At 33.1% G+C, this 24,937-nt stretch carries 20 protein-coding genes and 1 pseudogene; 4 read left to right on the top strand and 17 right to left on the bottom strand.

What is annotated here, in order from left to right:
* Nucleotides 1-6: 6 nt before the first annotated feature.
* Complete coding sequence (locus DDD_RS14085) at nt 7-444, top strand: hypothetical protein (RefSeq protein ID WP_015363599.1); 438 nt, start codon at nt 7-9, stop codon at nt 442-444.
* Between the two features lie 13 nt (nt 445-457).
* Here the strand turns inward: DDD_RS14085 and DDD_RS14080 are convergent, their stop codons facing one another.
* The 13 genes from DDD_RS14080 to DDD_RS14020 all read right to left on the bottom strand — a co-directional run bounded on the left by DDD_RS14080 (nt 458) and on the right by DDD_RS14020 (nt 17,100).
* The gene (locus tag DDD_RS14080) at nt 458-1,810 is read right to left on the bottom strand and encodes an NAD-dependent succinate-semialdehyde dehydrogenase (protein ID WP_015363598.1); all 1,353 of its coding nucleotides are present in this window, start codon (nt 1,808-1,810) and stop codon (nt 458-460) included.
* A 160-nt stretch (nt 1,811-1,970) separates the two neighbouring features.
* Nucleotides 1,971-4,223 carry a translocation and assembly module lipoprotein TamL gene (gene tamL / locus DDD_RS14075; protein ID WP_015363597.1) on the bottom strand — a complete coding sequence of 751 codons (2,253 nt, stop codon included), beginning with the start codon at nt 4,221-4,223 and terminating at the stop codon, nt 1,971-1,973.
* A gap of 60 nt (nt 4,224-4,283) precedes the next feature.
* Complete coding sequence (locus DDD_RS14070) at nt 4,284-9,395, bottom strand: translocation/assembly module TamB domain-containing protein (protein ID WP_015363596.1); 5,112 nt, start codon at nt 9,393-9,395, stop codon at nt 4,284-4,286.
* A 168-nt stretch (nt 9,396-9,563) separates the two neighbouring features.
* Entirely contained in the window at nt 9,564-10,517 is a 954-nt protein-coding gene (locus DDD_RS14065) for a phosphoribosylaminoimidazolesuccinocarboxamide synthase (RefSeq protein ID WP_015363595.1), read from the bottom strand.
* 166 nt (nt 10,518-10,683) lie between these two features.
* Nucleotides 10,684-11,100: a lysozyme inhibitor LprI family protein gene (locus tag DDD_RS14060; protein WP_015363594.1), complete on the bottom strand. Its 417-nt coding sequence runs from the start codon at nt 11,098-11,100 to the stop codon at nt 10,684-10,686.
* 452 nt (nt 11,101-11,552) lie between these two features.
* On the bottom strand, nt 11,553-12,869 hold the full coding sequence (locus tag DDD_RS14050) for a hypothetical protein (protein WP_015363592.1): 1,317 nt from the start codon (nt 12,867-12,869) through the stop codon (nt 11,553-11,555).
* 49 nt (nt 12,870-12,918) lie between these two features.
* Nucleotides 12,919-13,065 carry a hypothetical protein gene (locus tag DDD_RS18050; RefSeq protein ID WP_015363591.1) on the bottom strand — a complete coding sequence of 49 codons (147 nt, stop codon included), beginning with the start codon at nt 13,063-13,065 and terminating at the stop codon, nt 12,919-12,921.
* 271 nt (nt 13,066-13,336) lie between these two features.
* Nucleotides 13,337-14,113 (bottom strand): hypothetical protein, encoded by a 777-nt coding sequence (locus DDD_RS14045; RefSeq protein ID WP_015363590.1) that lies wholly within the window; start codon nt 14,111-14,113, stop codon nt 13,337-13,339.
* Between the two features lie 254 nt (nt 14,114-14,367).
* Entirely contained in the window at nt 14,368-14,682 is a 315-nt protein-coding gene (locus DDD_RS14040; protein ID WP_015363589.1) for an aminoacyl-tRNA hydrolase, read from the bottom strand.
* Nucleotides 14,683-14,839: 157 nt separating this feature from the next.
* Nucleotides 14,840-15,319, bottom strand: a complete 480-nt coding sequence (locus DDD_RS14035; RefSeq protein WP_015363588.1) for a hypothetical protein — start codon at nt 15,317-15,319, stop codon at nt 14,840-14,842.
* A 472-nt stretch (nt 15,320-15,791) separates the two neighbouring features.
* Nucleotides 15,792-16,274 (bottom strand): DUF6896 domain-containing protein, encoded by a 483-nt coding sequence (locus DDD_RS14030; RefSeq protein ID WP_015363586.1) that lies wholly within the window; start codon nt 16,272-16,274, stop codon nt 15,792-15,794.
* A gap of 158 nt (nt 16,275-16,432) precedes the next feature.
* A complete protein-coding gene (locus tag DDD_RS14025; RefSeq protein WP_041567187.1) occupies nt 16,433-16,855 on the bottom strand; it encodes a type II toxin-antitoxin system VapC family toxin in 423 nt (140 codons plus the stop codon).
* Nucleotides 16,852-17,100 (bottom strand): DUF6364 family protein, encoded by a 249-nt coding sequence (locus DDD_RS14020; protein WP_015363584.1) that lies wholly within the window; start codon nt 17,098-17,100, stop codon nt 16,852-16,854. Before DDD_RS14020 ends, DDD_RS14025 begins: the two co-directional genes overlap by 4 nt.
* A gap of 129 nt (nt 17,101-17,229) precedes the next feature.
* Between DDD_RS14020 and DDD_RS18410 the strand changes: the two are divergent.
* From DDD_RS18410 to DDD_RS14010, 3 genes and pseudogenes are all read left to right on the top strand, one after another.
* Nucleotides 17,230-17,484 (top strand): annotated as a pseudogene (locus tag DDD_RS18410) (hypothetical protein); the annotation flags it as partial.
* A 248-nt stretch (nt 17,485-17,732) separates the two neighbouring features.
* Nucleotides 17,733-18,002: a helix-turn-helix domain-containing protein gene (locus DDD_RS14015; protein WP_236613380.1), complete on the top strand. Its 270-nt coding sequence runs from the start codon at nt 17,733-17,735 to the stop codon at nt 18,000-18,002.
* Nucleotides 17,980-18,879, top strand: coding sequence for a hypothetical protein (locus DDD_RS14010; RefSeq protein WP_052329272.1), 900 nt, complete (start codon nt 17,980-17,982; stop codon nt 18,877-18,879). The genes DDD_RS14015 and DDD_RS14010 overlap by 23 nt, the downstream gene beginning before the upstream one ends.
* Here the strand turns inward: DDD_RS14010 and DDD_RS14005 are convergent.
* From DDD_RS14005 to DDD_RS13990, 4 genes are all read right to left on the bottom strand, one after another.
* Nucleotides 18,810-20,720, bottom strand: a complete 1,911-nt coding sequence (locus tag DDD_RS14005) for an Eco57I restriction-modification methylase domain-containing protein (RefSeq protein WP_015363581.1) — start codon at nt 20,718-20,720, stop codon at nt 18,810-18,812. The two genes, DDD_RS14010 and DDD_RS14005, sit on opposite strands and share 70 nt — an antisense overlap.
* 327 nt (nt 20,721-21,047) lie before the next feature.
* The gene (locus tag DDD_RS14000) at nt 21,048-23,306 is read right to left on the bottom strand and encodes an FUSC family protein (protein ID WP_015363580.1); all 2,259 of its coding nucleotides are present in this window, start codon (nt 23,304-23,306) and stop codon (nt 21,048-21,050) included.
* 332 nt (nt 23,307-23,638) lie between these two features.
* Nucleotides 23,639-24,016, bottom strand: coding sequence for a DUF2200 domain-containing protein (locus tag DDD_RS13995; RefSeq protein WP_015363579.1), 378 nt, complete (start codon nt 24,014-24,016; stop codon nt 23,639-23,641).
* 151 nt (nt 24,017-24,167) lie between these two features.
* Entirely contained in the window at nt 24,168-24,926 is a 759-nt protein-coding gene (locus tag DDD_RS13990) for a DUF481 domain-containing protein (RefSeq protein WP_015363577.1), read from the bottom strand.
* Nucleotides 24,927-24,937: the final 11 nt, after the last annotated feature.

The raw sequence follows: 24,937 nt of genomic DNA, 5'->3' as shown, positions 1-24,937 counted from the left end.
CCCAAAATGACCGACATTGATAAAATTAATGAAGAATTAAGAAATTACAAACTTTATCAAATACAGAGGTTAAACACTAGAGAAGCAGAATTTTCTGAACTTAAATCCGATCTAACTACAATTAGAAAAAATGAAATAGTCAATCTAATCGTCATTTTCATTAATGCGGCATCTATTAGTTTTTTATTCTACAGTATTTTCAAGGCCAATATGAACTTCGGCAGAATTGAAGTCACGGCGGAATTAGTAATCAGCTTTTCAATAACAATTCTATTATCCATTTACCTCAGCTACAAATTTGTCGTTTACAATCGTAAACTTAAAACGCATATTGAGTCATCAGAAAATGCGGTTGAATATTTTTCTGGTGAAAGCGATAAGCTTAAAGCTATATATGAAAACTATGTCGACACTTATCTAGCTGAAAATCATAAAAACAAGTGATATCAGTGACTAATCAAGCAATCACGACAGTCTTGATATTTACAAATTCTCTAATCCCAAAATGAGATAATTCACGTCCAAAACCAGAGATACCAGTACCTCCAAAAGGTAATGCTGGATGACTTGCGACTTTATGATTGATAAATACCGCTCCATCTTTTATTTGAGGTGCTAATTGCTCCATTTTCTTTAAATCAGTTGAAAATAAGCTTGCTCCTAGCCCAAATTTTGATTGATTCACTAATTTGATAGCTTCTTCTTCTGTTTTGAATACGGTCACTGCCATCAATGGACCAAAAGTTTCTTCCTTAAAAACAGGCATATCTGGTGTTACGTTAGTTAGAATAGTAGGAGCGAAATAAGCCTTATCTCTAGCGCCACCATAATGTAATTCTGCTCCTTTTTCTATAGAAATATTCATGAGCTCTTCCAATTCTTCAGCGAGATCTTCTCTTGCCATCACTCCTATATAAGTGTTCTCATCGGCTGGATCGCCGGAAACCAGTTCTTTTACTTTTTTAGTGAACTTTTCTAGAAAGTCTTCTGCAATATCTTCGTGTAGCAGCAATCTCTTTCCAGCGATACAGCTCTGTCCTGTATTTTGAAATCTTGCATCTACACATTTCTGTACGGCATCATCCACATCTGCATCATTAAAAACGACTAATGCGTTGTTACCTCCTAATTCTAAAACTGTTTTCTTTATTTGTTCTCCAGCTGTTCCTGCCACTGCTGCTCCCGCAGGTTTAGAACCAGTCAAGGTTACGGCTTTGATAATATCATTTTCAATAATCGCATTTACTTTATCGCTACCTATCACAAGGTTTTGAAAGCAACCTTCAGGAAACTCTGCTTCTTGAAAGATTTGATCTATTAATTCTGCACAGCCCATAACACTACTGGCATGTTTCAAAACACCTACGTTTCCAGCCATCAAAGCTGGAACGATAAATCTAAAAACTTGCCAAAACGGATAATTCCACGGCATCACAGCAAGAACTACACCTATAGGTTCATAACTCACGTAGGATTTAAAATGCTCTGTTTCCACATGCTCGTTTGCTAAAAAGCCTTCTGCTTTTTCTGCATAAAAATCACATAACCAAGCACATTTTTCTAACTCGCCGCGAGATTGGGTGATAGGTTTTCCCATTTCTTGTGTCATGAGTTTAGCATACTGATCTTTATTTTTTCTGACCAGATCACCTACTTTTTTAATGTGTTTTGCTCGATGTTCGTAGCTCTTAGTTTGCCAGCTTTCAAAAGCCTTTTGTGCCTTTTCTAGCTTAACTTTGATTTCTTTTTTGGTAAGCTCTTCATACTGTTTAAGCTCTTTACCGTTATATGGATTGATGGTTGTGATCATGTTTTTATTTTAAAAATACAATTAGAAAATATCTTATGGGTAAAAGTTTAGAATGGTTTAACTCTTTGAGTAAACAAGGTATTTGGTACCATTAATAGACTTTTTAGTAAGCTATGGAATAGTTTTATCTCGCTTTCGCGAAAGCGAGAACCTCAACAAACTAAAACGGATACCCAATCGCAAAATTAAAAACTGGGTTTGCTACGTCAAAATTCCAGCGCTCGCCTTCTACCTCAGAAGGATCGTGCCATGGAGCGGCGAGGTCAAATCTAATAACAAATCCTTGCACATCTACTCGCAGTCCTATTCCTGCTCCTATCCCAAATTCGTTGATAAAATTACTTCCAAACTCGCCACCTTCAAGTCCATTACCTGCCGTAGTCCATACATTACCAGCGTCGGCAAAAATGGCGCCTTTAAAATAGCTGTAAATAGGAAAACGGTACTCCACATTTGCTTCTAGCCTGATATTACCAGATTGATCAAAAAAGGAACGGTCGTCTGCATTTTCTGGACGATAAGTTCCCGGTCCCAAAGATCGTGTTCTAAAAGCTCTAACACTGTAGGCTCCACCAGAAAAATATTGCTTACTGAAAGGTAAAACTGTGCTATTTCCATAAGGCAAACCATAACCAGCAAAAAGTCTTGTTGCAATTTTAGATTCTTGTGTCAAGCGATAATGGTATCTAAAATCAACATCAGCTTTTGCGTATTGAGCATACTCTAAACCTAAAAACTCATTTTTACCTTCGTCATTTTCTTGACTGAGTAAACTGATGCTGTTTCCAGCAATGTCAAAAGTACTGTGAACATAAAAGAGTGACTTTTTGTTTTGTCTCAACATGCCGTTATAAGTAAATGCATAGGTTAATCCAGATATAAATTGCTGATCAAAACTACTTTCTAAGAAAACATTGTTGTCAAGTATGGCTTGAAACTCATCAGATATATTTGATGGTCTCACGTAGTTTATGGATATAGGATCAATCTCATGTGTCACGTATTTGTTTGCTTGCCAGATGTAACCAAAATCCCCAGAAAATGTCAGTAAACTATAAAGCTGGCTTCTATTGAGAATATCTGCCTTGAGGCTTGCTTTTGTTTTAGGAATGGAGTATTCAAAGTAGTTTTTATCTACTTTAAAAGGTGCTAGCATTCTTGGGAAGATAAGATCGGCACCTAAACCAAATTCTGTACTCGTTAATCCTGCCTCATTATTTCCAGCAATTTGTACTTCATAGGTTCCAGTAGCATTGATATTGAGTAACTCGCCACCTTTAAATAGATTACGATTAGAAAAAGTCACTCCTAAAGTTGGTCCTGTAAAATCGTTAGACTTGGTCACCGCTTGTAGTTCTGTCCTTATCGCTCTTTTATTAAGTGGTGATAAATATATGTTTGCCTCAAGAAAATTAAGGCTATCATTTTCTTTTTGATCTATCTCTGTGTATTCGATATTTACGAACTTGTAAGCACCTATGGTTCCTAATCTACGACTCGTAGCTTTAGACTTGGACGGACTGTATAAATCACCTTTCTCCAATAAAATAAAATCGTCTAAACGATCTGGTCTAAAAAACTCTTCGGACTGGATGTAGTTTTTATTAGCATACATCACAGTATCATTTTGTACAGAATCTTGACCAGCTACGTTATAAGGATACACATTTACCTTTTCAATACGATAAGGTTTTACCGCTTTAGATGGCACGTCTTTTTTTAGTTTTACAAATAGATCAAACTTTCTGTTATCATATTGATTACTATCTGCTTGGAAGATTAAAAAACGTGAATTGAAATTGTAGTAACCTTTATTTTTCAGGTTGTTGTCTATTCGTTCTCTTTCTGTCTTTAAAGCGCTTAAATCAAAACGAGAATCAATTTCAATAGGAGACTCTTTTACTTGTTCTTCTAAAACATGATAAAAAGGGATCGAATCTTTATCTACTTGATAGGTTTTTAATCGATAAGGATTAGGCAAATTGATAGAATAAGAAACTTTACCTTCTTTACTCTTTTCGTCTTGTGACGTTTGAGAAGTAATATTGCTGAAAAAGAAACCTCTATTTTCTAATCTATTGCGCAATAAATCTCTTGTAGCTTCTTGTTCTACGTCAGCTAGATAAACGGGCTTCTCTCCTATTTTTTTATTTAGAAATCGGCTTATGAAGCCTGCACTATCTTTATTTACTTTGTAGTAGTAATGAAGACCTGGTCTCATTCCTAAAAAAGTGGTGTTAGGCTCAGGTGTTAAAACTTTTTCTAATTCTACTTTTAAAGCCTCTACATTTTTAACATCAGTCAGTGAGTCTAATTCTATAGATAAGTCAGCACCTGTAAATAAAAACTGATCTTCAGGAACGTATTTTTTTACGGCACAAGATGACAAAATACTTATGATCAAGAAGACCATAAGTGTTTTTAAAATAAGATTGCTATTTAGGTAGTTTGGTTTAATTGTTTTGATTTTTAGTTATTTTTTTTTCTTTTCATCGGTACTCTTTTGCTCCTCCGCTACTTTTTGAGCTCTCTTTTGCTCTTCTTCTTCTCTTCTTGCCTTTTTCTCTTCTGGACTTTCAGTGTCTTTAAATAAGTTCTTGAACTCGTTGAATTCCTTATTAAAAATAATAGAAATACCACTTACAATCAATTGACCATCTACCACATTATCAAACTGATTTCTTCTAAAACCTTTTAAACGCCATCGTCCGTTTTCTGTCACAAGATATTCAAGACTCACATTTCCTATTGCTGGAGCTTCTTCACCGTCTTGTGAACTTCCTTGAATATCTACTTCACTTCCTACACTTACAATCAATCGATCATCGAGTAACTTTTTGCTTGCTGTAATATCTAATTGTGTCCTGTCTTGAGTCCCAGTACCTTGATAGTCTGTATAACTATCTAAACCGAATTGTAAATCAATACCAGAATTACCTAAAAGTTTTCCTCCATACTGGTTCAATTGATCACTCAATGCTTGATTCAAATTATCTCTTGCAATAGTAGCCGTTCCTCCACTACTACCATCTGCGCCGCTGGTAGGAAAAAATCTATTTAAAACAAGTAAAGAAAATACTTGCTTATTTAATTCTTGATCTTGCGTGTTTAATTGTTGTAACCTAGCATTTACTTGTCCACCTGCAGCTCCTTTCTCATCATCTGGCAACTCAATATTAAAATCTAATTCTGGTTGCATTAATTCTCCGTCTATATTCAAATAAACTAAAAACGGTAATTCATTATTGAATTGATTTTTAGTGTCTATATCTGCTCCACTTGTTTGAGTCGCCATCAATGCGCTGGCGCTGGTTTCTACCTTGTACAAAGCACTTACGTCTAATATCGGTGCAAATGGATCACCAGACCAAGTCACGCTACTACCTTTAGTCAACTCAAATTTTCTAGAAACAATGTCATATAAATTGAATTTATAAAAACCATTATCTACTTCATATCTACCTGATAGCGTCATACGTCCATTAGGTGTCATTCTATATCTAAGATCTCCTTTACCAGCTATTTCTAATTGATCTCCAGTTGCAGGATCAATAATAATAGTGATTTTGGCATCTTTTTTCACTTTTATAGTGGCAGAAATATCAAAACCAGTAAGTGTAACAGATTCTTCTTCAGTTTGAGTTAATATGGCGTCTGGATTTTCTTTATTGACAAATTGTACGATTCCATCTCTCTCCACTACATCTAGCTCTGTGGCAGGTAAAACATAAGTGACATCGGTCACATCTTTTACGGTAGCATTTACATTTACTACAGGTAGATTTAAATCTCCTTTTATAGTTGCGTCAGCATCAAAGGTGGCTTTCCCGTAGTACAAATCATTATCCTCTGCAGTACTATTAAGAGCCATAAAGCTATTGGCCTTTACTTTTAAATCAAACGTAGGATTAAAAATATTTTCAGTCCCTACTTCTCCATCAACACTAAAAACATCACCTTGGGCATCATAAACCTTAATATTATTCATGGTGATACTCGTATTATCTGCAATGATGGTCTCATCTCTCAACTCAAAACTAGTATCCAGCATTGCGACATTCACTTTTGCTTGATTAAAGTTGATTCTTCCATTATATTTTGGTTCTAAAGTGGTTCCCGTAACTTTAAAATCTCCATTCATACTTCCAGAACCTTCAGCCAAAAAACCTCCTGATAAACCTGCGATGGTTTTCATCGCAATTTTATTAATTGATAGGTCAAGATTTAGATTTGCAGCAACTTGACTTGCTTTATAATCGCCTTTCAATTCTAGATCTACGTCATCACCTTTAATGGTCAAATCCATATCATATTGAGAACCATCTAGAGAATTGGCATCGAGTTGTAATGTTCCCATAGGAACTTCTAGAACATTTAATTGGTTCACCTCAATATCTGCTATGAAGCCAGTAGTTCCATAGATGTCGTCAACAATAAATTCTCCGTTCACCGCACCAGTTGCCAATTTTTCATCTGGATTTAAATAGCTAAGAAGCCCTTGTAGCCTAAACCCTTTAAACAACACGCCTATGTGCTCACTTTCTATATTGTTTAAGTCACTGCGCAGTTCTATACTTTGGCTTTCGTTAGTCAGTTTAAAATTTTGAAAAATCAACGACTGTTCTCCTACTGCTATTTCATTGTCGTTAGGAATAGTCCACGGTCTTTTATTTAAAATTAGATCATCTAATGACAGATTGAAGATTAAATTTTCTATTCCATTGAGGTCTCGCTTTCGCGAAAGCGTGCTCGCAAAATGCATCAATCGTTCTTCATCATCGTAGGAGGTAAATTCTAGGTTCAAAATATTGTTAGAAACTACTCCGGTTAAATCAGTACGTTTGATCTGTATCGGACCAGAAGCGATGTTTTTAAAACCTACATTAAATTCTAAATTTTTTGCATCTGAGTTAGATGAAACAATTAGGCTATCTACCTTGCTACCTGCATATTGAAGGTATGGTATCTCAATCTGACTATCTAAAATACGCTTGCGCTCATCAAAGTTTACGCCTATTTGAATAGTATCAAGGGATTCCAATCCTGGTAAAATAACATCACGTAAGATAGGTGCTGGACTTATCTTTCCCTTAATTTTCATTTTTACAGGTTGCACCGTATCCATTGCTGTGCTAGAAGTTAAATAACGATCTATGTGACGTTGCAAAGCACTTGCAAGATTTTGTGGGTCGGTATTAGAGCGTAATTCTAAATCGAGCATTTTGTTACGCACATTTACAGATGTGGAATCGGTATTTACAAAAGCATCCATATCAAGATCACCTAGAAGATAAGATTGCTGATCAAAAACAGCGATTCCATCGTCTATATTTGCTTTTACCTTATATTTTTGAGCATTACCGCTATAATCTACGCCTAATTTCCCTGCTGCTCTGACATCTCTTGAAGCGATTCCAAAAGCTTGTAGATTAATCCCAACGACATCTACAAATGCGCTTGCAGTAGTCAATTCCGTATCAAGTGCAGCATTTGCATCTAGAGCGATATTGATATTTTCGTCTTTAAATTTTGATTTGATTTGTGCTTTACCATTGTCAATACTTCCATTAATAGGAATATTTTCTAGCGGATACTCATTATAAGCAAATTGCTCAATTTCCCCATCGATAGTGGCATCTAGAGTGTTGATGTCACTACCACTTCCTTTTGTTTCTATAGCAAGGCTTAAGTTTCCTAACTCAGGCATTGCTAGCAATTCGGCTAGGTTGATTTCTTGCGCTTTTAACTTGGTGTCAAATTTTATTTGATTCTTATTACTAAAATTTCCATCTACTGAAACGTTCCCTAAACTTGTATTAAGGTTTGCTTGAGCGGTAACGTCATTTAAAGAACCATTTGCTGTGGCGTTTAAAGCTATTTCTTTAGGTATTGTAACTCCTAGATCTTCTTCTTTTACAAAAGCTAGTAAGGCTTTTCTATTGGTATTGGCTTTCAGGGAAGCGATATCAAAACGCAACTCATCGACATTGGTAATATTAAACAACTTACCTTTTGCGGTAAGTGATGTATTGTTGCCCCAGTTTACCTTGAGGTCATTGAGTAACAGATTTGAGGTCGTTCCGCTTGCATTGAGGTTTCCTCTGAAGTTGTTTTGATTTATTTTTTCAATGTATTCATTTGAAGCAAGCGATGGCTGGAAGTAATAGATATCACTCATATCAAAAACGTAGTCGGATACATTAAGATCAACAGCAACATCTTGCGGAATATTAAAAAAGTTATTCAATGAGTCATAACCCAACTGTGCAATTCCATAAACGGCGCTATTATTCATTTGCGCTTTGAGATTACTGGCGATCATTTGTTGATCGGTAACTTTAAAAGTACCTTCTAATTGATGTAGTTGTAATCCTGAATATTCATTTGCTTGAGCCTCATTAATGGTTACTTGAGCTGTTTTATTTTCTAATTTGAAGTCACGTAATTTGATGTCAATTTGTTCTAGAGCAACCGCTTCTGGATTAAAGATTCCTTTTTCAGGTTTATTATTATTTACTTGGTAAGTGAACATATTGTTTCTAAATTCTAGATCATTTAGACTAATATTCATGTCTGGCCATTCAAAAACAAAAGGTTCTGAAACATTTGAATTTGAGGCACTTTCAGGAGTTGCCATTTTTAGCTCGACTTGAGAATCAAATAGATTGAAATAGCTTACTTCTATATCGTTGTTTTCTACATCGGCTTTAGGAATGACTGTTTCTAGGTGTGATAAGTTGGTATTTATCACTATTCCATCAGGCTCAGAGTTGTAATTTAACTCTACGCGATTCAATAATAATTGACCGACTTTAAAGAATGGTAATGGAGAATCATTTGCATCATCTGTTATAGCCTCAGCGAGGTTGGTGTCTTTGTTAGGGTTGGAATCTGATTCCGCTTTCGCGAAAGCGGTAACCAAATCCTTCTCATAATCGATGTAGGCATCTTCTAAAGTTAGCGACTCCACATCTATCACCATGGCATTGAGATCGATTTTGTTCATGGATAAGGATAGCTGCTTGAACTGCGCCACAGCGTCCATTTTCTCTACTTGATCGTCATAAATAATGTCAAAATCAGTAAGTTGAATATCGCCTATTTGCAGATTCATAGGCTCTGAAGTTGTTGTAGTATCTGGTGCTGTGGCAAAAGCTTCCATCAAAAACTGGTAATTAAAACCATTTATGGTATCTGCGCGTTTTACTCGAGCGGTAAGACCATTCCAGTCTACTTCATTGATTTCGATTCCTGTCCCGTTAATAAGCGGCATCAAACCAATGTTTGCTTCTAAACTGCGCGAATAGACTAGCGTGTCTTGCGATTGATCTTCTAAATACAAGCCCTCTACCTGCACATTTCCATCAAAAGTGATGAACACGCGATCGAGTTGAACCTCAGTACCCGTTTTATCTTCTACGTAGGAAACTAAATAATCTACAATAATGTTTTGTCCCCAAGGACTGCGGATAAAAAGCAGCAAAAGAATGAGGAATATAAGGATACCCAAGAGGACGCGCAGTATCCTGCGCAGCCATCTAAATTTTCTTTTCTTAGGTTTTAATTCTTCGTTTTTATCGCTCAAGGTAACTTATAAAGGGTTTATTCTTACTTTGATGCAAATTGATAAAAGATCAATGATTTAACATAATTTCCATAGGTAAATTTCTGTTAAGATTCTAAACAGAAGAAAATGCTAATATTTTAATGAAATTAATTTAAAGAATTACTTTACGCCTACTTAGCTGAAAATTTAATTGGACTTCATCCAGCTCAAAACATTTTTTTCAATACGCTCTTGAATGTTAGACGTGTCTGACTTTTCAAAACTTTTACCAGTGATGTTTTCGTACAACTCAATGTAACGATCGCTCACGCTTGTGATGTATTCGTCAGTCATTACAGGAACATTTTGCCCTTCAAGACCTTGAAAATCGTTTGCAATCAACCACTGGCGTACAAATTCTTTGCTCAGCTGTTTTTGAGCTTCTCCTCTATCTTGACGTTCTTGGTAACCGTCTGCATAAAAATACCTAGAAGAATCTGGTGTGTGGATTTCATCGATCAAGACGATCTTTCCATCTTTAGTTTTACCAAATTCATACTTAGTATCTACCAGTATCAAACCACGTTTTGCAGCTAACTCTGTACCTCGCTGGAACAAAGCTCGCGTATACTTTTCGAGAACTAGGTAATCTGCTTCAGAAACGATTCCTTTTGCTATGATGTCCACACGTGAGATATCTTCATCGTGGTCGCCCATTTCAGCCTTAGTAGCTGGAGTGATAATAGGCTGTGGAAAAGCGTCATTTTCTTTCATTCCTTCGGGCATCGCAACACCACAAAGCATTCTTTTACCAGCTTTGTATTCTCTCGCTGCGTGGCCAGACATATAACCACGTATCACCATTTCTACTTTAAACGGCTCACACAAATGTCCTATGGCAACATTAGGATCTGGCGTAGCGATCAACCAGTTAGGGACAAGATCTTCTGTCGCAGCCATCATTTGAGTAGCGATTTGATTTAAAATCTGTCCTTTATACGGAATTCCTTTAGGCATTACTACGTCAAAAGCGCTCAAACGATCTGTAGCGATCATTACTAATAAATCGTCATTAATGTTATATACTTCTCTCACTTTCCCTTTATAAACGCTCTTTTGGTTAGGGAAATTAAAATTGGTATCGGTTATTGTAGCAGCCATGATATAAGATTTTACAGTGACAAATTTCTACAATTTGAATGATTTAGTAGTCAAACTCCACATTATTTTTATGAAGTTATCTACTAGTTGTGAGTAGTTTTTAGGTTGTGATTCCGCTTTCGCGAAAGCGGGATATATAAATAGCTCATCGTTTTCAAAAAACCTTTTACCGACCTATTAATAGTTCCAGCTCTTCAATTCTATTTTGAGTAGTATGTATCATGGCAGTCAAATAAAGGATACCCAAGGAATTGCCTTGTGCGTCCATCGAATACAACTCACTCTGTAAGCGTCTATTAGAAACCCAATTTTCTTGATAGACCTTTAGCTTTGATTTTAATGAGTCGTTTGGAATAATATCTAGATAAGAAACAAATCGGCGATTAAGAACAGAATCTACTTTTTGAAATTTCTTATTCAAGCAAATCTTATGTTCCAGCATAGTGCCTGACTGATTCTCACAGTTGACATTACTATATAATTTCATGTAGTCTAATGCAGAAAGTCTTTGAGAATCCTTGTGGTTTTGAGCCATAGAAATAGCTCCCAAGAATAAAATGGTAAATAAACTAAGTTGTTTCATGTAATTTGATATAAAATTAGCTACGTGTTTATAATGGAAGTTTTAAGTATAAAGAGTTATTATCTAGCCTTTAATATCTTTTCTTTTATCAGTATTAAACTGAGAAAAATAATTATACATATTCCAACGGCTAAAAAAGCATATTTTAATAATCCATAAAGAATAATTGTGTCGAATCCATCAAAACGAGAAAAAAGAGGCATCTCTAAAAGTTTCTCAAGTAAATCTGAAGTTTCTAGATAATAAAAGGATAAGAAACACAAAATACTGATCAGATAAAGTCTAATGATTTTAAAAGGTCTATTCCCAAGTATGGATTTTAATTGATTAGAAATCATAAATGAATTAGAAAAAGATCAACAACAATTAAATTGAAGCATTATTTTAAACTGTACTTGTAATAAATAATCTTTTCTGAATTAGTATTATTATACTTCAAACTTTAAAGTAGCTTAATTCAATTTAGAAAATATGTTTTGGTAAAATTCAATCTTGTCATCTAGATCTTTAATGTCTTTGTATTCGCACTGGTAATTATTCTTAAGCCTTCCTAAAATGCTAATTACATCCATAATTTGTTTAGATATAACTTCTTTTGCATCATTTATATTTCGAGAATTATTATTTTTAAGAAAATGTGAAGACATCTTTTCTATTAAGAAGGATTTAATTTTGAAGTCATATAATAATGATTCATAGGAGTTAAGATTAAACTGTTCTGCTTTTTGAAGATTTGTAATCGTTTGATTATAATCATTCATTGTGAGATAAACAGAAGCCACATTTAAATAATAATATTCATTTATATCAAGGCCAAATCGTGGCCATTGATTTTTCTTTTCTAAAACATATTTTAATTGAAAGGTAGAAAACCCTTGATCTGTATCGTTATTTGAAATGTCTTCAAGATTCGAAAGTATTTCACTTAACAAATGTTTATTTAGTCCCTTTTGGCTGGGCATATCAGGAGTTTTTTGCCTTAAGAGTTTATCATAATCCATTTTATATTCCAATTTCCCGTCTTGAATCTCGCCATTACTAAAATATTCCCAAGATCCTTTATGAGGTGTTTTTAAAGACCAACCACCTTTAACATAAAGAAAATAAACATCTTCGTAGCTTTCTTTTGAACCAGTGATAAGAGTCATTTCACCACTTACCCATTTAATATATAATGGATTAAACTTATAACCATAAGAATTACTATCAATAGTGTTATTTAAATAGAGACTTTGATCATCGTTTATTCTAATAGGTATTATTGCCTTGCTATCATTGATAGCGATTAGTACAGAACCTTCATCAACTCGTCCAGCATATATTTCTTTATTTCCCGATTTATATATGCCACTCTTGTCAAATTTGTTTTTTAAACTTTCCCAACCTCCATATTTACTCATCTTCACTTTAAAACCTGAGAATGCCCCAAACTCTAACTTTACAGCAGGATAAATGGGTTTACCTTGATCATAGTATTGAAATACTTTTTCAGTTCTATTATCACTTATTCTTTTAAAAGTATATTCAACACCTTGCTTTACTCCTTTTATGTAATGAACATATTTGGCATTATTCCCATCTATATAAGTTATACCAAGTCCTTGTTTTTGACCGTTTAAGAAGTTTCCGATAAACATCCCTTGGTCAGTTTGCATACGAGATAGACCTTTAAAGCAATCTCCATTGATGCATCTCTCCTGACCGTATGCTTGAAAAACACAAGAAATTACAAATATTATAAATAAGAGTCTCGTTTTATTTTGGAACATTGATACTATTTTTTTTGGTTTTTAAGGTTATTTAAAAAGATCGCTTTTACTATAAATCAAAATCAATTTTTTTACTTTTTGAGCCCTTCGGCTCTACTTTTACATTGATGTATAAATCGCTTTTCACGATTTCAATTCCATCTAAATCAAATACTTTAGTTTTTTTTACTTTCCTATCTTGATTCTTTCTTTTCATTTGATATTTAATTTACGAGTCTGTATGAAATCACTCACTTAATTTAATAACTAAAGTAGTAAATAATAAGCGAATAGAATATTCAGGAGCCTTTTTGCTATAAATTAGCAATTAATTGCATCATTTAAAGTCTAATGATTTTAAAAGGTCTTTTGTTGAGAATTGATTTTAGGTGTTTTGAGGTCATTATTGAATCAAAAAAAGCTATGGAATAAACAGAAAATGCTTTAACCCTAAAATAAAAGTTTTACAATTTTTTTAAAAAAAATAATTATGGCATTGATGAGTTCAATGTTGGGACAGTTTCTTTCCAGTTTACATCATTTTTTTGTAGTTCTAGCATCAAGCCAACCAAATGATTTTTCCCGTAGATAACTAAAATATTCTTTTCTTCTGAATCTGAAATTTCCTTTGCTAGATTTTTATTTCTAAAATCAACTATAAACTCTTCACTAAACCTATCTGCTAATTCTTTATCTATTTTATCACAATTGTACTCTTTAGAATCAACTGTGGTATTTTTATCACAATCACTTAATTCTACGACACCATACTTTTGTTCAAAATTATCAATTAACGAATTGAAAATAACGTCGGCATTTTTGGCCGTTTTCATATTTACTTTCATTTCAAGATAAGACGGTTGGTTGATCAATTTATAATCTCCTTTATACTTTAATCTTCCACCGATTATATTATTGACAGTGTCATAATATTTGAAATTACTTATACCTGTAATTTTTCTAGCTTTCCTTTCATAAATATCATTTGATAAAGAATCGTTTAATAAATCTTTTTTAGTCGCCTCATAAAATACCACATACCCTAACTGCTGAAGAGAATCTGTTTTTTTTGCCACATCGTTATAGAATTCTGGTCGACCTATGTGATGCATACCAATGAAAGCCAAATTCTTTTTTTTATTACTAATGATTTTTATTTCTGCCTTATCATCAAATACTCCAACCTTTTCTAAAGCTGTATTTAAAAATATTGAAGCACATGAGCTTAATGTTAATATAATAATTAATAAAAGTGATTTCTTCATCAAATAGGTTTGAACTGTAAATTTTTAGATGTTTTCGATAAAATTACTGCATTTTTTTTAAATAATTTGAATATAATTAATAGTGGATCATATTATCAATACGCAAATCCTTATGTATAGCAATTCCAAAATCTGTATACCTCAATTACCTAATTTATTTCCAAATTCAGCTTCATATTCTATGCGCAACTAGGCTCAACACAATTTTCTAATTCCTTCATTCAACTAACCAACGGTATACGTCACTTTACAACTTAATTATTCTGAGGCGTCCACATTTTTTGGAATTTAAATCTTTTTGGATATTCTTCTCTAGGACAAAATGCTAAACAAACTTCTTCATTACCTAAAGATGATTCTGTTAAAGCAACAAAATTAGGCTCATCTTTAAGCTTCTCAAATTCTATTTCATTGGTTACACAAACTACTTTTTTAAAAATGCCGTTGATCCACTTTTGCATATCCTCATTTGTTTCATACTTTTTATAACAAGCCAATGAAGCATGAGCAGTAATCACCGGAACTAGTTTATCTGGAATAGTGTCTTTTACAATGATGTACATTTTCATAACGTGAAGATTACTATAAGAGGTCTAATATAAAAGAAGAAACGGTAATTGCTAAGAGTAAGTATATAAATAAAGTTATGATCGCAGCATGATAAGTCAATTTATTGAAATACCTGCATTGTTTTTTACAACAGCATTTTGTTGTACCATCTTTATTTTATTCTCCTGTTAGTTCTTGTTCTATTTCATCAATTAATCCAATCGCTAAATTTCTCATCCCTTCATAACTCTCTAAAACTCTTTGTTTTCTTTCATAATAAGCCGTGAGATAATTTCTTCCTTTTGGACTTGTAATAAGTTTTATTAAATTTTGTCGGTTTTGTTTTTCATCTTGAAATTGAGGAAAATTATTAAACGAATTTACTTCGTATTCATTCTGATTGTACCACCAGTAGTTCCCTTCAATAGTTGTAGATTCAACTTCCCACTTTATAAAGGTATCAAAGTACTTTTTTTCATAGGTATAGTAAGAATATATCTTCTGGGAAAGACTATCATCTTTAGAAAGTTGAGACAGTCCTAAATTGGTTATTTTGTCAAAGGTTGTGGTATTTAAACCATAGCTCACGTATACAGGAATGATTATGTTAGAAAGACTATCTGTTGAAATGTTTTGAAATTGAGTAAGAGATAACAATCTACCTTTATTTTCTAAAAAATCTTTATAAAATTCAATATTCTCACTAAATGCGATTTTATCAGATACTAGATCTTCCTTTATACTTTTAAGATAAGTTATCCTGTTTTCATTTGCGATTCAAATGCTGTTCCAATTATTAATATATAAGGCAATTAAAATCCCAATTACAACAAGTACTATTTCACCAATGGCGTAAAGAAGATATTTGCTGAATTTATTTTCAGTCAACATTTTCCGTCTAATTTTTCTAAAGAATTTTATCATTGGTTAGTGGATTTTGATAAGGAAGGACTAATTAAAAATTAATCTGTGTAAACCTCAATTAGACAACAACTTCATTATTACATGATGTCTATCGCATTATTCCGTATTAAAAATAAACTTTTATTGTAGCAAAATCAAAATTCATTTAAAATGGTTCTTATAGAAATACTCTAGTGATAAAATTAAGTAGATTTTACTTGTATTTTTATGACAGTACTTTGTTATAAAACGTTATTTTATTTCTATTCAATATTTTAGTACTGAATGGTGGTTCGTCAATTTCAATAATAAATTCCTTACTCTCTAGTTTCGCTAGAGTTTCAAACACAATTTCCTCAGTACTTATTTCTTTCAGTACGTGACTCAAACTTTGAGTTGTTTGAATGAAGTGAAACAAACCGAAATTATGAATTGTTCCAAAATTTCCATTTCGATTTATTTTCACATCGACAACTTGTCCAGATTCATTATTCTCAAACCTACAAGCATCTCCGTGAAACTGATAATTCCATTTTCCATTTATAGATCCTTTCCAGAGATTGTTTGTCCTAGTAATCAATTTATTAAATGGATGTGCATCCGCAAGATTTAATTCAAATTCATCTGCAAGTATTTCAATCAGTTTGTTGGCTTGATTTTCAAAGTCGATTAATGATTCGAGTAATAATTTTTCTCTGTTATTTGTCAATTTTGTTGGTGTTCTTCTAATGTTTTACAACGTGTTTGTATTTGGTTTGTTGCGTGTTTAAGCGCTTAAGTTAGCAAATAAGAACCTTATAGAAAGTCCGCGTGAATTTCCAGGTTAGGCAAGATCAAGCAATTACTCATGGCTACTTTTGTGTGTAGCTAATTTTTATTCAAAGATTTCAAAAATTCGTCTGCCGTCATAACAGGTAATAACGATTTTTTGAAGTCCTTTCCATTTCTTGTTATTATGATTTCACATGCCGATTCTGTCGCACTAAAGTATTGCAATGCGTCCTCGAAATCCTTTATCGAAGAATTGAGTCCTTTTTCAATCGTTTGTTCATCTAGCGAACATATTTCACAGATTATCTTAAATTTTCTTAGTTTTTCCCTCGCAATTTTTTCATTCTCAAATATTGATATAAAATAGTTTACTGTTGCAAATGAAATAGGTGAAACAACCATTGTCAATTTTTCTTTTTCCGCTAAGGTTGCAATCTTAGCAATCGGTTCATAAAACGGTTTTCGCTCTCCTAAAAAGTCCAGCATAACATTCGTATCTATAAAAATCCTTTTGCTCATTTATTTTTCTCAATTAAATAATCAGAATATTCTTTTTTATAGTCCAAATCAGCTGGGATTTCAGTTCCTGTTGAGATGCTTTTCACAAAAGGTGAAATCTCAAATTCAGAGGTGTCATTTTCGGAAGTCAAAGATTGCAGATAAGCCTCTACAATTCGAGATAAACTCATTTTTTTGTTGGAAGCATATTCTTTTGCTTTTTCAATAACCCTTTGATTAAGCTTCAAAGTCAGTTTTGTATCCATAATCAATTATTTTATACGTACGAATATATAAAAATAATCCGTATGATTTGATTAGGCGATGACTTCTATTATGACTGTAATTAAATGATTAATTTTAAGTTAACCGATTTCAGGAAAGTACAATAGTGACAAGGAAGAAGTAGGATCAGTAAAATAGGAAATCAATAATTTAGAAATCTATTGTTTATGTGCAGTTTTAATGCGTATAAATACGATAAAGCTTCTAGAGAAATTTAGGAGCAAATTGTTCCTACTTGTCTCCGACGAGTACGCTTTCGCGAAAGCGTTACAAAAAGAAGACATGAGTAAAAATTAGCCCTAATTGCTGACTGTAATAAGCCCTTAAAACAAGCTTTTGCTATAGCCAAATCAAAATTCATTTAAAATGGTTCCAACAGAGGTACTCTAGTGATACAATCAAGTAGATTTTGCTTGGTTTTTACCACAGTACTTTGTTGTAAGTAGTGCTTTTCACATTCTGCTTGGTTTTCCGTTGTTTATTATTTAGTTCAAATGTGGGCGTTGGCAAAGACATACTCTTTTGCGATTTTTGGCGTAGAGTTCGTTGTAGCGAATTGCAAATGTGTATGGCTTTATGCGTTGGCTTTATTTTCAGATGTTACTTATAGTCTTTGATTTATAGTCAACATTTCCTCATTTTTGTACTTGTGGAGATTAAATCTAAAATAGGAAGCCGTATCAAGGAATTACGAGATGTCAAGCAGATGTCTCAAAAAGATTTGGCATATGCGTCTAATTTGGATAGAAGTTATATTGCAAGTGTAGAAAATGGAAAGAGAAATATATCGATTGTAAACATTGAGAAAATTTCGTCAGCGCTTGGAGTAGATTTAAAGGAATTTTTTAAAACAAAGCATTTTGAGAACATTACAACAGATTAAATCTGATATAGACACAAGAATTACAAATTGTCTTGCTAATCCAATTAGTCTTACAGAAGCTCTAGAGGTAATTAAATCAGCTATAGAAGATGTTATTAGACATTCAGGTGCTAATGGAAAAAAATCGCTTATCACTTCTCAACAAATAATTAATTTGTTACACGAAGTTGTAAAGTCTTCTTTAATTGCGGAAAATGTTAATCCTACTTTAATTCAACCACCAAGCGGACGATCTCGTGGTGAAAAGACATTAGCTGGATTTTTAAAGTTTAAGAAACAAGATATTTGTGTATTTCCAAACAATAAAACTCCGAGAGTTGAAAGAATAGATTTCAATGGTTTGTACAATACAGGAACAACAGAACCGTATGGCGAATTGTTTTCAGAACACGTTTTATCAATAAATGTTAGAAGTCAATTAAGTAGTTTATCTAAAAATATAGATACAATGTTTGAGAGAACTTTTGCAGAACCATTAAATTTACATAGACGTGTACCAAAAATGGTTTTAGGTGAGGTTTACTTGATTTCAGTTAGAGAATTAGATTCAGTACAATTAGCTTTGAATAATGTGATTTATAAACCTTTTACTAATTCAACTTCCAATTATTTAGAAAAATACATAAAAGGATTTTCTGCCCTGAATATGAGAGCAAGTCAAAGAGACGATGATTTTAAATATGAACGAGTAGCCTTGATTATTGCAGATTTTTCGCAAAACCCTGTAAAAGTTTATAATACTACTCAAGATTTAATTAATGATAATATCTTGCCAGCTAACTCAATAGCATCGATGGCTAACTTAAATTATGATGGATTAACAAGAACGTTACTTGATATACACGACAAACGTTTTGGGCCAGGTATATTAACTTGATATTTCTTAATTAAAAATTCATCAATTTCCATTTTGTTATCAAGGCTATTTAATATTTGAATTTCTTCTTTTGTGAAGTTTGGAATAGTGAATTTTTCAATAAAGTTTTTTTGATAACAAGGAAAACCTCCTTGAATAGAAACACTTGTGTTGCTTACGTAATAATCCATTACAATAGAGTTCAAAATTTTCTGAACGACTAAAATATTTACCTCTTTGGACATTTCATGTGTTGAATCCTCAAATAATGTTGTATTATTAGAATGGTCTCTGTCAAAATAAATCCCGTAGCCATTTGTGTAATAAGCATCTTCTTCTGGAACAAATAGAAATCTTGGATGTTTACTAAAAGTTGGGTTTAAGATTTTTCTTCCGAAACGCGTAATTCCTTGTGTTCTGCCCCAAACATAAAATGGAGAAAACACTTTTTTGCCTTTTCCACGACCTTCTAATTTTTCTTTCTCCGAAAGTAAAAACTCATAGCATTTGGGGTATTTTATAATAAACTCTTCTTCTAAAATTGGAACAGCATTTTTGGAATTAGTATGATATGGTGTAATAATTCTTAAAGTGTTGTTTTCAATATCTTTTTGACTTTTAAATTGAGATATTTTATAAACAGGTCTTGTTATTTCTTTCTCAATTAAGAATGTTCCGTTTTCTGTGGTTTTTGTTAAATATCCGTTTTTTTCATTTACAGAATCTATAAAAAAGACTTCATCTTTTAAGGTTGCAATTCCAACAGCTATATTAAATAATTGTTTTATTGGAGTTCCCACGCTCTCAATTATTTTAATGTTTACTTGTTCTTTTGTTTTTAATAATCGCCATTTACTGACATCTAAATTTTTCAAAAAATTTGGCGAACCATTTGCTGAAATTAGAAAGTCAGAACAAGTTTGTTCGTCTTTAATTTTATCAAACAAAATAGATTCATTAATTTTTTTATTAGCAAAGGTAATTGCTGTATATGTTTGAGCGTCAAAAACTTTTTTGTGCCTAAAATCTACAATTCTTGTAACACATTTATTTTGCAGAAAATATTGGCGAAGTGATAAACCTGCTAAAGAAGTAAAATAATTATTTGGAGTAATGTATCCTAACCTTCCGTTTTCTGTTAGTAGTTTGTAACCTAATTCAAAGAAAGCGAAATACAAATTAAAAGTTCCGTTTTCTATACTTTTCCAATTGTTTATTAAATATAGTCTATTCTCGTCACTTAAATCTTGAAATTTAACATAAGGTGGATTTCCAACGATTATTTCAAATTCATTTTCCCAATTAGCTTTTAAACTATCTTGATTATAAATATTGAAGTCAGATTCTTCAATAATTTCATTGTTTAGAAGTCCATAAAGTGATAAGATTATTTTTGAGCGTTTTACATTATAATTTAAAATATCAGAACCATAAATATTTTCTTTTATGGTTTCCTTCACGGTTTTATTGAAAGTCTTTTGATAATATTCTACCAAGCCAATTAAAAATGCTCCACAACCGCAACTTGGATCTAAACATTTATCGTTGATTTTTGGAGAAGTTTCTTTGATAATGAAGTCAACAACATAAGTAGGAGTAAAGAATGCTCCGTTCACTTTTCTGTCGTTTTTTGGAATTAATAGCTCAAGATAGTTTTCTAAAAGTTTTAAGTCTTTAATGTGAAGAGTTGAAGCAATTAAATAAACTTCTGGTTCGGTTTTAAAATCAGTTAACAGTTCTGAAATTATTGGACTTTTGCTTGGTTCTAAATTATTATTTTGAAGAAAAGAATAAATGAGATGTTTCTCAATGAGTTCTATCTCTTGAGAATCAAGCAGTTCATTTATTATGCTTTTATTCATTTTTATCCCTGTTGACTATGAGTAACAAAATTAGACTTTTTATTTGAACTATGCAAATTTTGAGCGTTGGGAAGAAACAGCTCTTTTATTTTTTTAAGCGTTGCAATTTAGCGTTGGCTTTTTTAGTTCAAATGTCGATGATTTGCACGATTTTCCGCATTATGCACTACTCAATATATCAACCCAAATGTACTCTTTATCCAGTAGCAACTCCAGATAAAGGCTTGTTTTTGTAGGAGCTGTCTGTAAAATGGTTGAGGCGTTTGTTGTGGTACTCGCTTTCGCGAAAGCGGTAGTAGAAACTAGTAAAGAACACGCTAGAAAAATTTACTGACTGTCTTCTACCAGAGATTTTCTATAGCTTTCGGTGGCTTTATACAGGCTTTTTGATAGCGACTGCAACCATTTCATATGGTTAGCAATTAAGAACGCTTCTTGAAGATGGTGCAATGTTGCTTCGTCCAGCTCGGTATTGCCTTTTTGAAGGTTTTTATCTCTGGAGTCGGATAGTTCTTGATACTTGTGTAATAACTTTTCTGGTGAGTGATCTTCTTCTTCTATGGATGGTTTTTCTTTGGCATTATTGTTATCAATGCTATCGTAAGAGGCTTCTAAGGATTTTGAAATACTGGCAATAAGTGTATTGAACTCTTTTGATGCTGGCGTGGTTTTATGATTTTTAATGAAATTACCTATGGATGCCACTGCCGAAATCATGGTCTGATTGAGCGTTACAATCTTGTAAATCAACTGGAATTGCTTTTGCTTTGATTTAGGATCTTGAGTCAGCCGCTGGAAAGCTGCATTTAAATTTGCGATGGCAAGAAATGCTTCTTTTCTGGCTACGTTGTAAGATAATTTCTCTCCTTGAGCATCTGCATAGAATTTTTGCGTAGCGAGTAAATAGGTTTTATTAGTCTCTAGCGCTTTAAGCAATACGTCTTTTAAATTATCTGCTTCCCAAGTAGGTAAAATCAAATAGTTAGCTACTACCGCAATTGCAGAGCCTATGATGGTATCAATAACACGGTACTGAATGACCTCAAAAGCGTCTGGATTTATAAAGGAATATACAAATATGATACTTATGGTTATAAATGCCGCTGCCGACTTATAATTGCGCTGAAGTAATGAAAATGCAAGTACTAAGGAGACGACTGCAAGGACGCCATAGATGATTTCGTTTTGGGTAACTAGCACTATTCCTATAGCGATCGCAGCACCTATGAGTGTGCCTATAACTCGATCCTTAGACCTATCTTTAGTAAGACCATAACTAGGTCTCATGATTACAACAATGGTCAATAGGATCCAGTAAGTGTTTTGAATATCAAAGAAATAACCGATGCAATAAGCAAACACAATAGCGATAGCAAATCTCAAAGAGTGACGAAATACTTTTGACTTAAAACTAAAGTTTTGAGTCAGCACATTAAGCCGGTACTCTTGTAGGGTCAAGAATTTGCTGGAATCTTGTCTTTTTAAAGAAAGCTTAGAGGCTTCCTTTACATTTTCCATCGCTTGTCTTATCGCTTTAATTTCCTGAATAAGTTGTTCTTGATAATCATAGAGATTCTTCAATAACAACGCGCCTTCTCTGGCTTCTGGAAGTTTAATAGTATTGATATACTCGGTAATAGAACTTTCTGCTTTTGATAGAGCTTCTGTTAATTTATCGTCGTTAGGGATTTTATCTTTTTGAATCAATAATTCAGAAAGCAAAATCAATCGTTTACCCATTATTTTATTGAGCTTTTTTGCCGCTTTGAGGTATTTCTTTTTTTCTCCGAATACTTTATCTAGGGTTTTGTAATCCAGTCGCGTCGCTTCTATCAATTCAAATATTTGAACGGTAGATAAAAAGATAAGCAATTGTTTTTCTTCATATCTAGAGCGGCCCGATCGCTTGCGCTCTGAATAGATGATCTCGCGTAAAGTCTCGTGCTTATCATTAATTTGATTCTGCAGATTAAGAATTTGTTCAAAACGCTCGTCTCGAGTGGACTTTTTAGTCAGTAATTTGGCTCTTAATTTTAAGTAATTCCCAACTAATGATAAAGCATCAGATAGCAGTTGGTTTTGATCTTTTTTAGGCGCTAATTTTCTAAAAACAAAGGAAACTAATAGATACCAAAGTCCGCCAAGTCCCATTAAACCTACTTGAATAATGATTTCTAAAGGTGTTTCTTTATTTACTGCAAAAGCAATAACCATGGCGAGTAATCCAGATAGCGATACTAATGAAGCTCTAAAACCATAAACAGAAATAATCGAGACTAGAAAAGAAATAAGTCCCAAAACAACCAATAAAAGCGGCAGGATAGGTTTAGAAAACTGAATGATCAAAGTAATAAGCATGGTCAGCCCTATGCTGATTAATATTGCGTTTACCTTGCGTTTAGCACTACCAGGGACGTCTCCAGGCGCATTAAGAAACGATCCTACTGCAAAAGCTGGAGCATACTGCACATAGCCTAACAAGTACAGCACACCAAATGGAATCACGATACTGATTCCTAAACGAACTCCTCGATCGAAGTCTGAACTTTTTAAGAATAATTCTAGTGTTGTGAGTAGTTGTTTCAAGAGCGTTTTTAAATGGATTTAAATGAGTAACATATGGAGAAACGTTCACAAACACTGTTACTTCAAGTTTCTGTTCATGACAAAGGTAACTTGATAAATGAACAATCATTAATCTTTTAACACATCTCTCGTACTCTTAGACCATTGCTTCTTCAATTACTAACAACTATTCTAATACTTTAAGAAAACTTTTATGATATGGAATAGAATTTAAAGTGAAATGTGGCTTTTACTCCATTTGCTCGATAATTACTGTGTATAGAGCTAGTCTAAGAGAAATTTGCCATTAGCCATCACTTCATATGACTTGTAAGATTTGATAATGAGCAATATTATTTTTTTTCTTCACGTAAAATTTTCTCCATTTTACGACCTTTTGCTAGTTCATCATACAACTTATCGAGATACCTGCATTTTCTATACAGTTCAAATTCGTCTGGAATTTCTTCTATACGATAACCGCAAATGACACCTTTTATGAGGTGAGCATTAGGATGTATTGTTGCTTGATCAAAGAAGCTTTGAAAAGTTGCTTTTTGATCGATCAGTTCTTGTATTTTTTCTGCATCAAAACCAGTTAACCATTCTATCACTTGATGAAATTCTTCTTTTGTCCTGCCGTTTTTCTCTAATCTATTGATGTAATGAGGATACACAGATGCAAAAGTCATTTGAGCAATCTTATCGTTTTTTTCGGCTGTAACTTTCATATGGAGGTGTTTTGTCTTTGCATTTGTTCAGATAAATTTAAAGACTTTTTTTTAGATGCTTATTCAACTTGCCATAGATTTATACAGTTCTCGCTTTCGCGAAAGCGGAATTAACATCTAAATAAGGGAAATACCATTAAACAAATGGTAACTAGTAACTTTTTATAGTAAACCCAAAAGTCAAAAACTGATCTTCTTCCTTTTGATTTTCTATGACTATGCTTTCAAACGTATGCAGGTAATTCACTTTAAAGTTCAAGAATTTCCAAATAGGAAACTCCAAACTCAAATCTGCTTGCCAGCGGTAATTATTGCTTTGCTCTAATGATGGTTGATAGTACCAAACATGATTGAAGATGACTTTCTTTTTAAACAGCGTGTGCTTGCCATTTATCCAGAACGTACCTCTCCACGTATCTATAGCATCGCAGCCATTATATTGGGAAATGTTAAATGATGCTCTGTCAAAAGTGGTTTGCTCATACTCGCTAGAAAGTGACATTTTTAACCAATTGTCTTCTTTATTAAATACTTGATAAGTCACTCCAGCTCCCATTATATAACGCACATCGATTTCTCTTCTAAAATTAGAACTGAAAAATGTGAGGATCTGTGGATAGAATCGACGCTCTGGATTGAAATACAAAAAATTGAGACTTAGAATATCTTCATCTGCTTTTTCTTTTCCAAATTCTTGATAGACATAAGAGTTGGTTGTTTTAAACACCCATTTTTTAAAAGGTGTAAAACTAAAATCAGATTTTGCTCTAAAAATTACCGTTTCAACATTTCCAGCTTGATAAAGACCGGTTAAGGAAAGGTTTGCTTTAAGACGAAGCGTGTCGCTTTCATTTATCTGTGCAGCAACCAGTAAAGGCAATAATAAAAGGAAACAAAAAGTTGATTTCATCTGTGAAAAAA

The organism is Nonlabens dokdonensis DSW-6 (assembly GCF_000332115.1).
Lineage (GTDB): Bacteria > Bacteroidota > Bacteroidia > Flavobacteriales > Flavobacteriaceae > Nonlabens > Nonlabens dokdonensis.
Note: the sequence above shows the minus strand (reverse complement) of the source record. Positions and strands in the feature narration are given on the sequence as shown.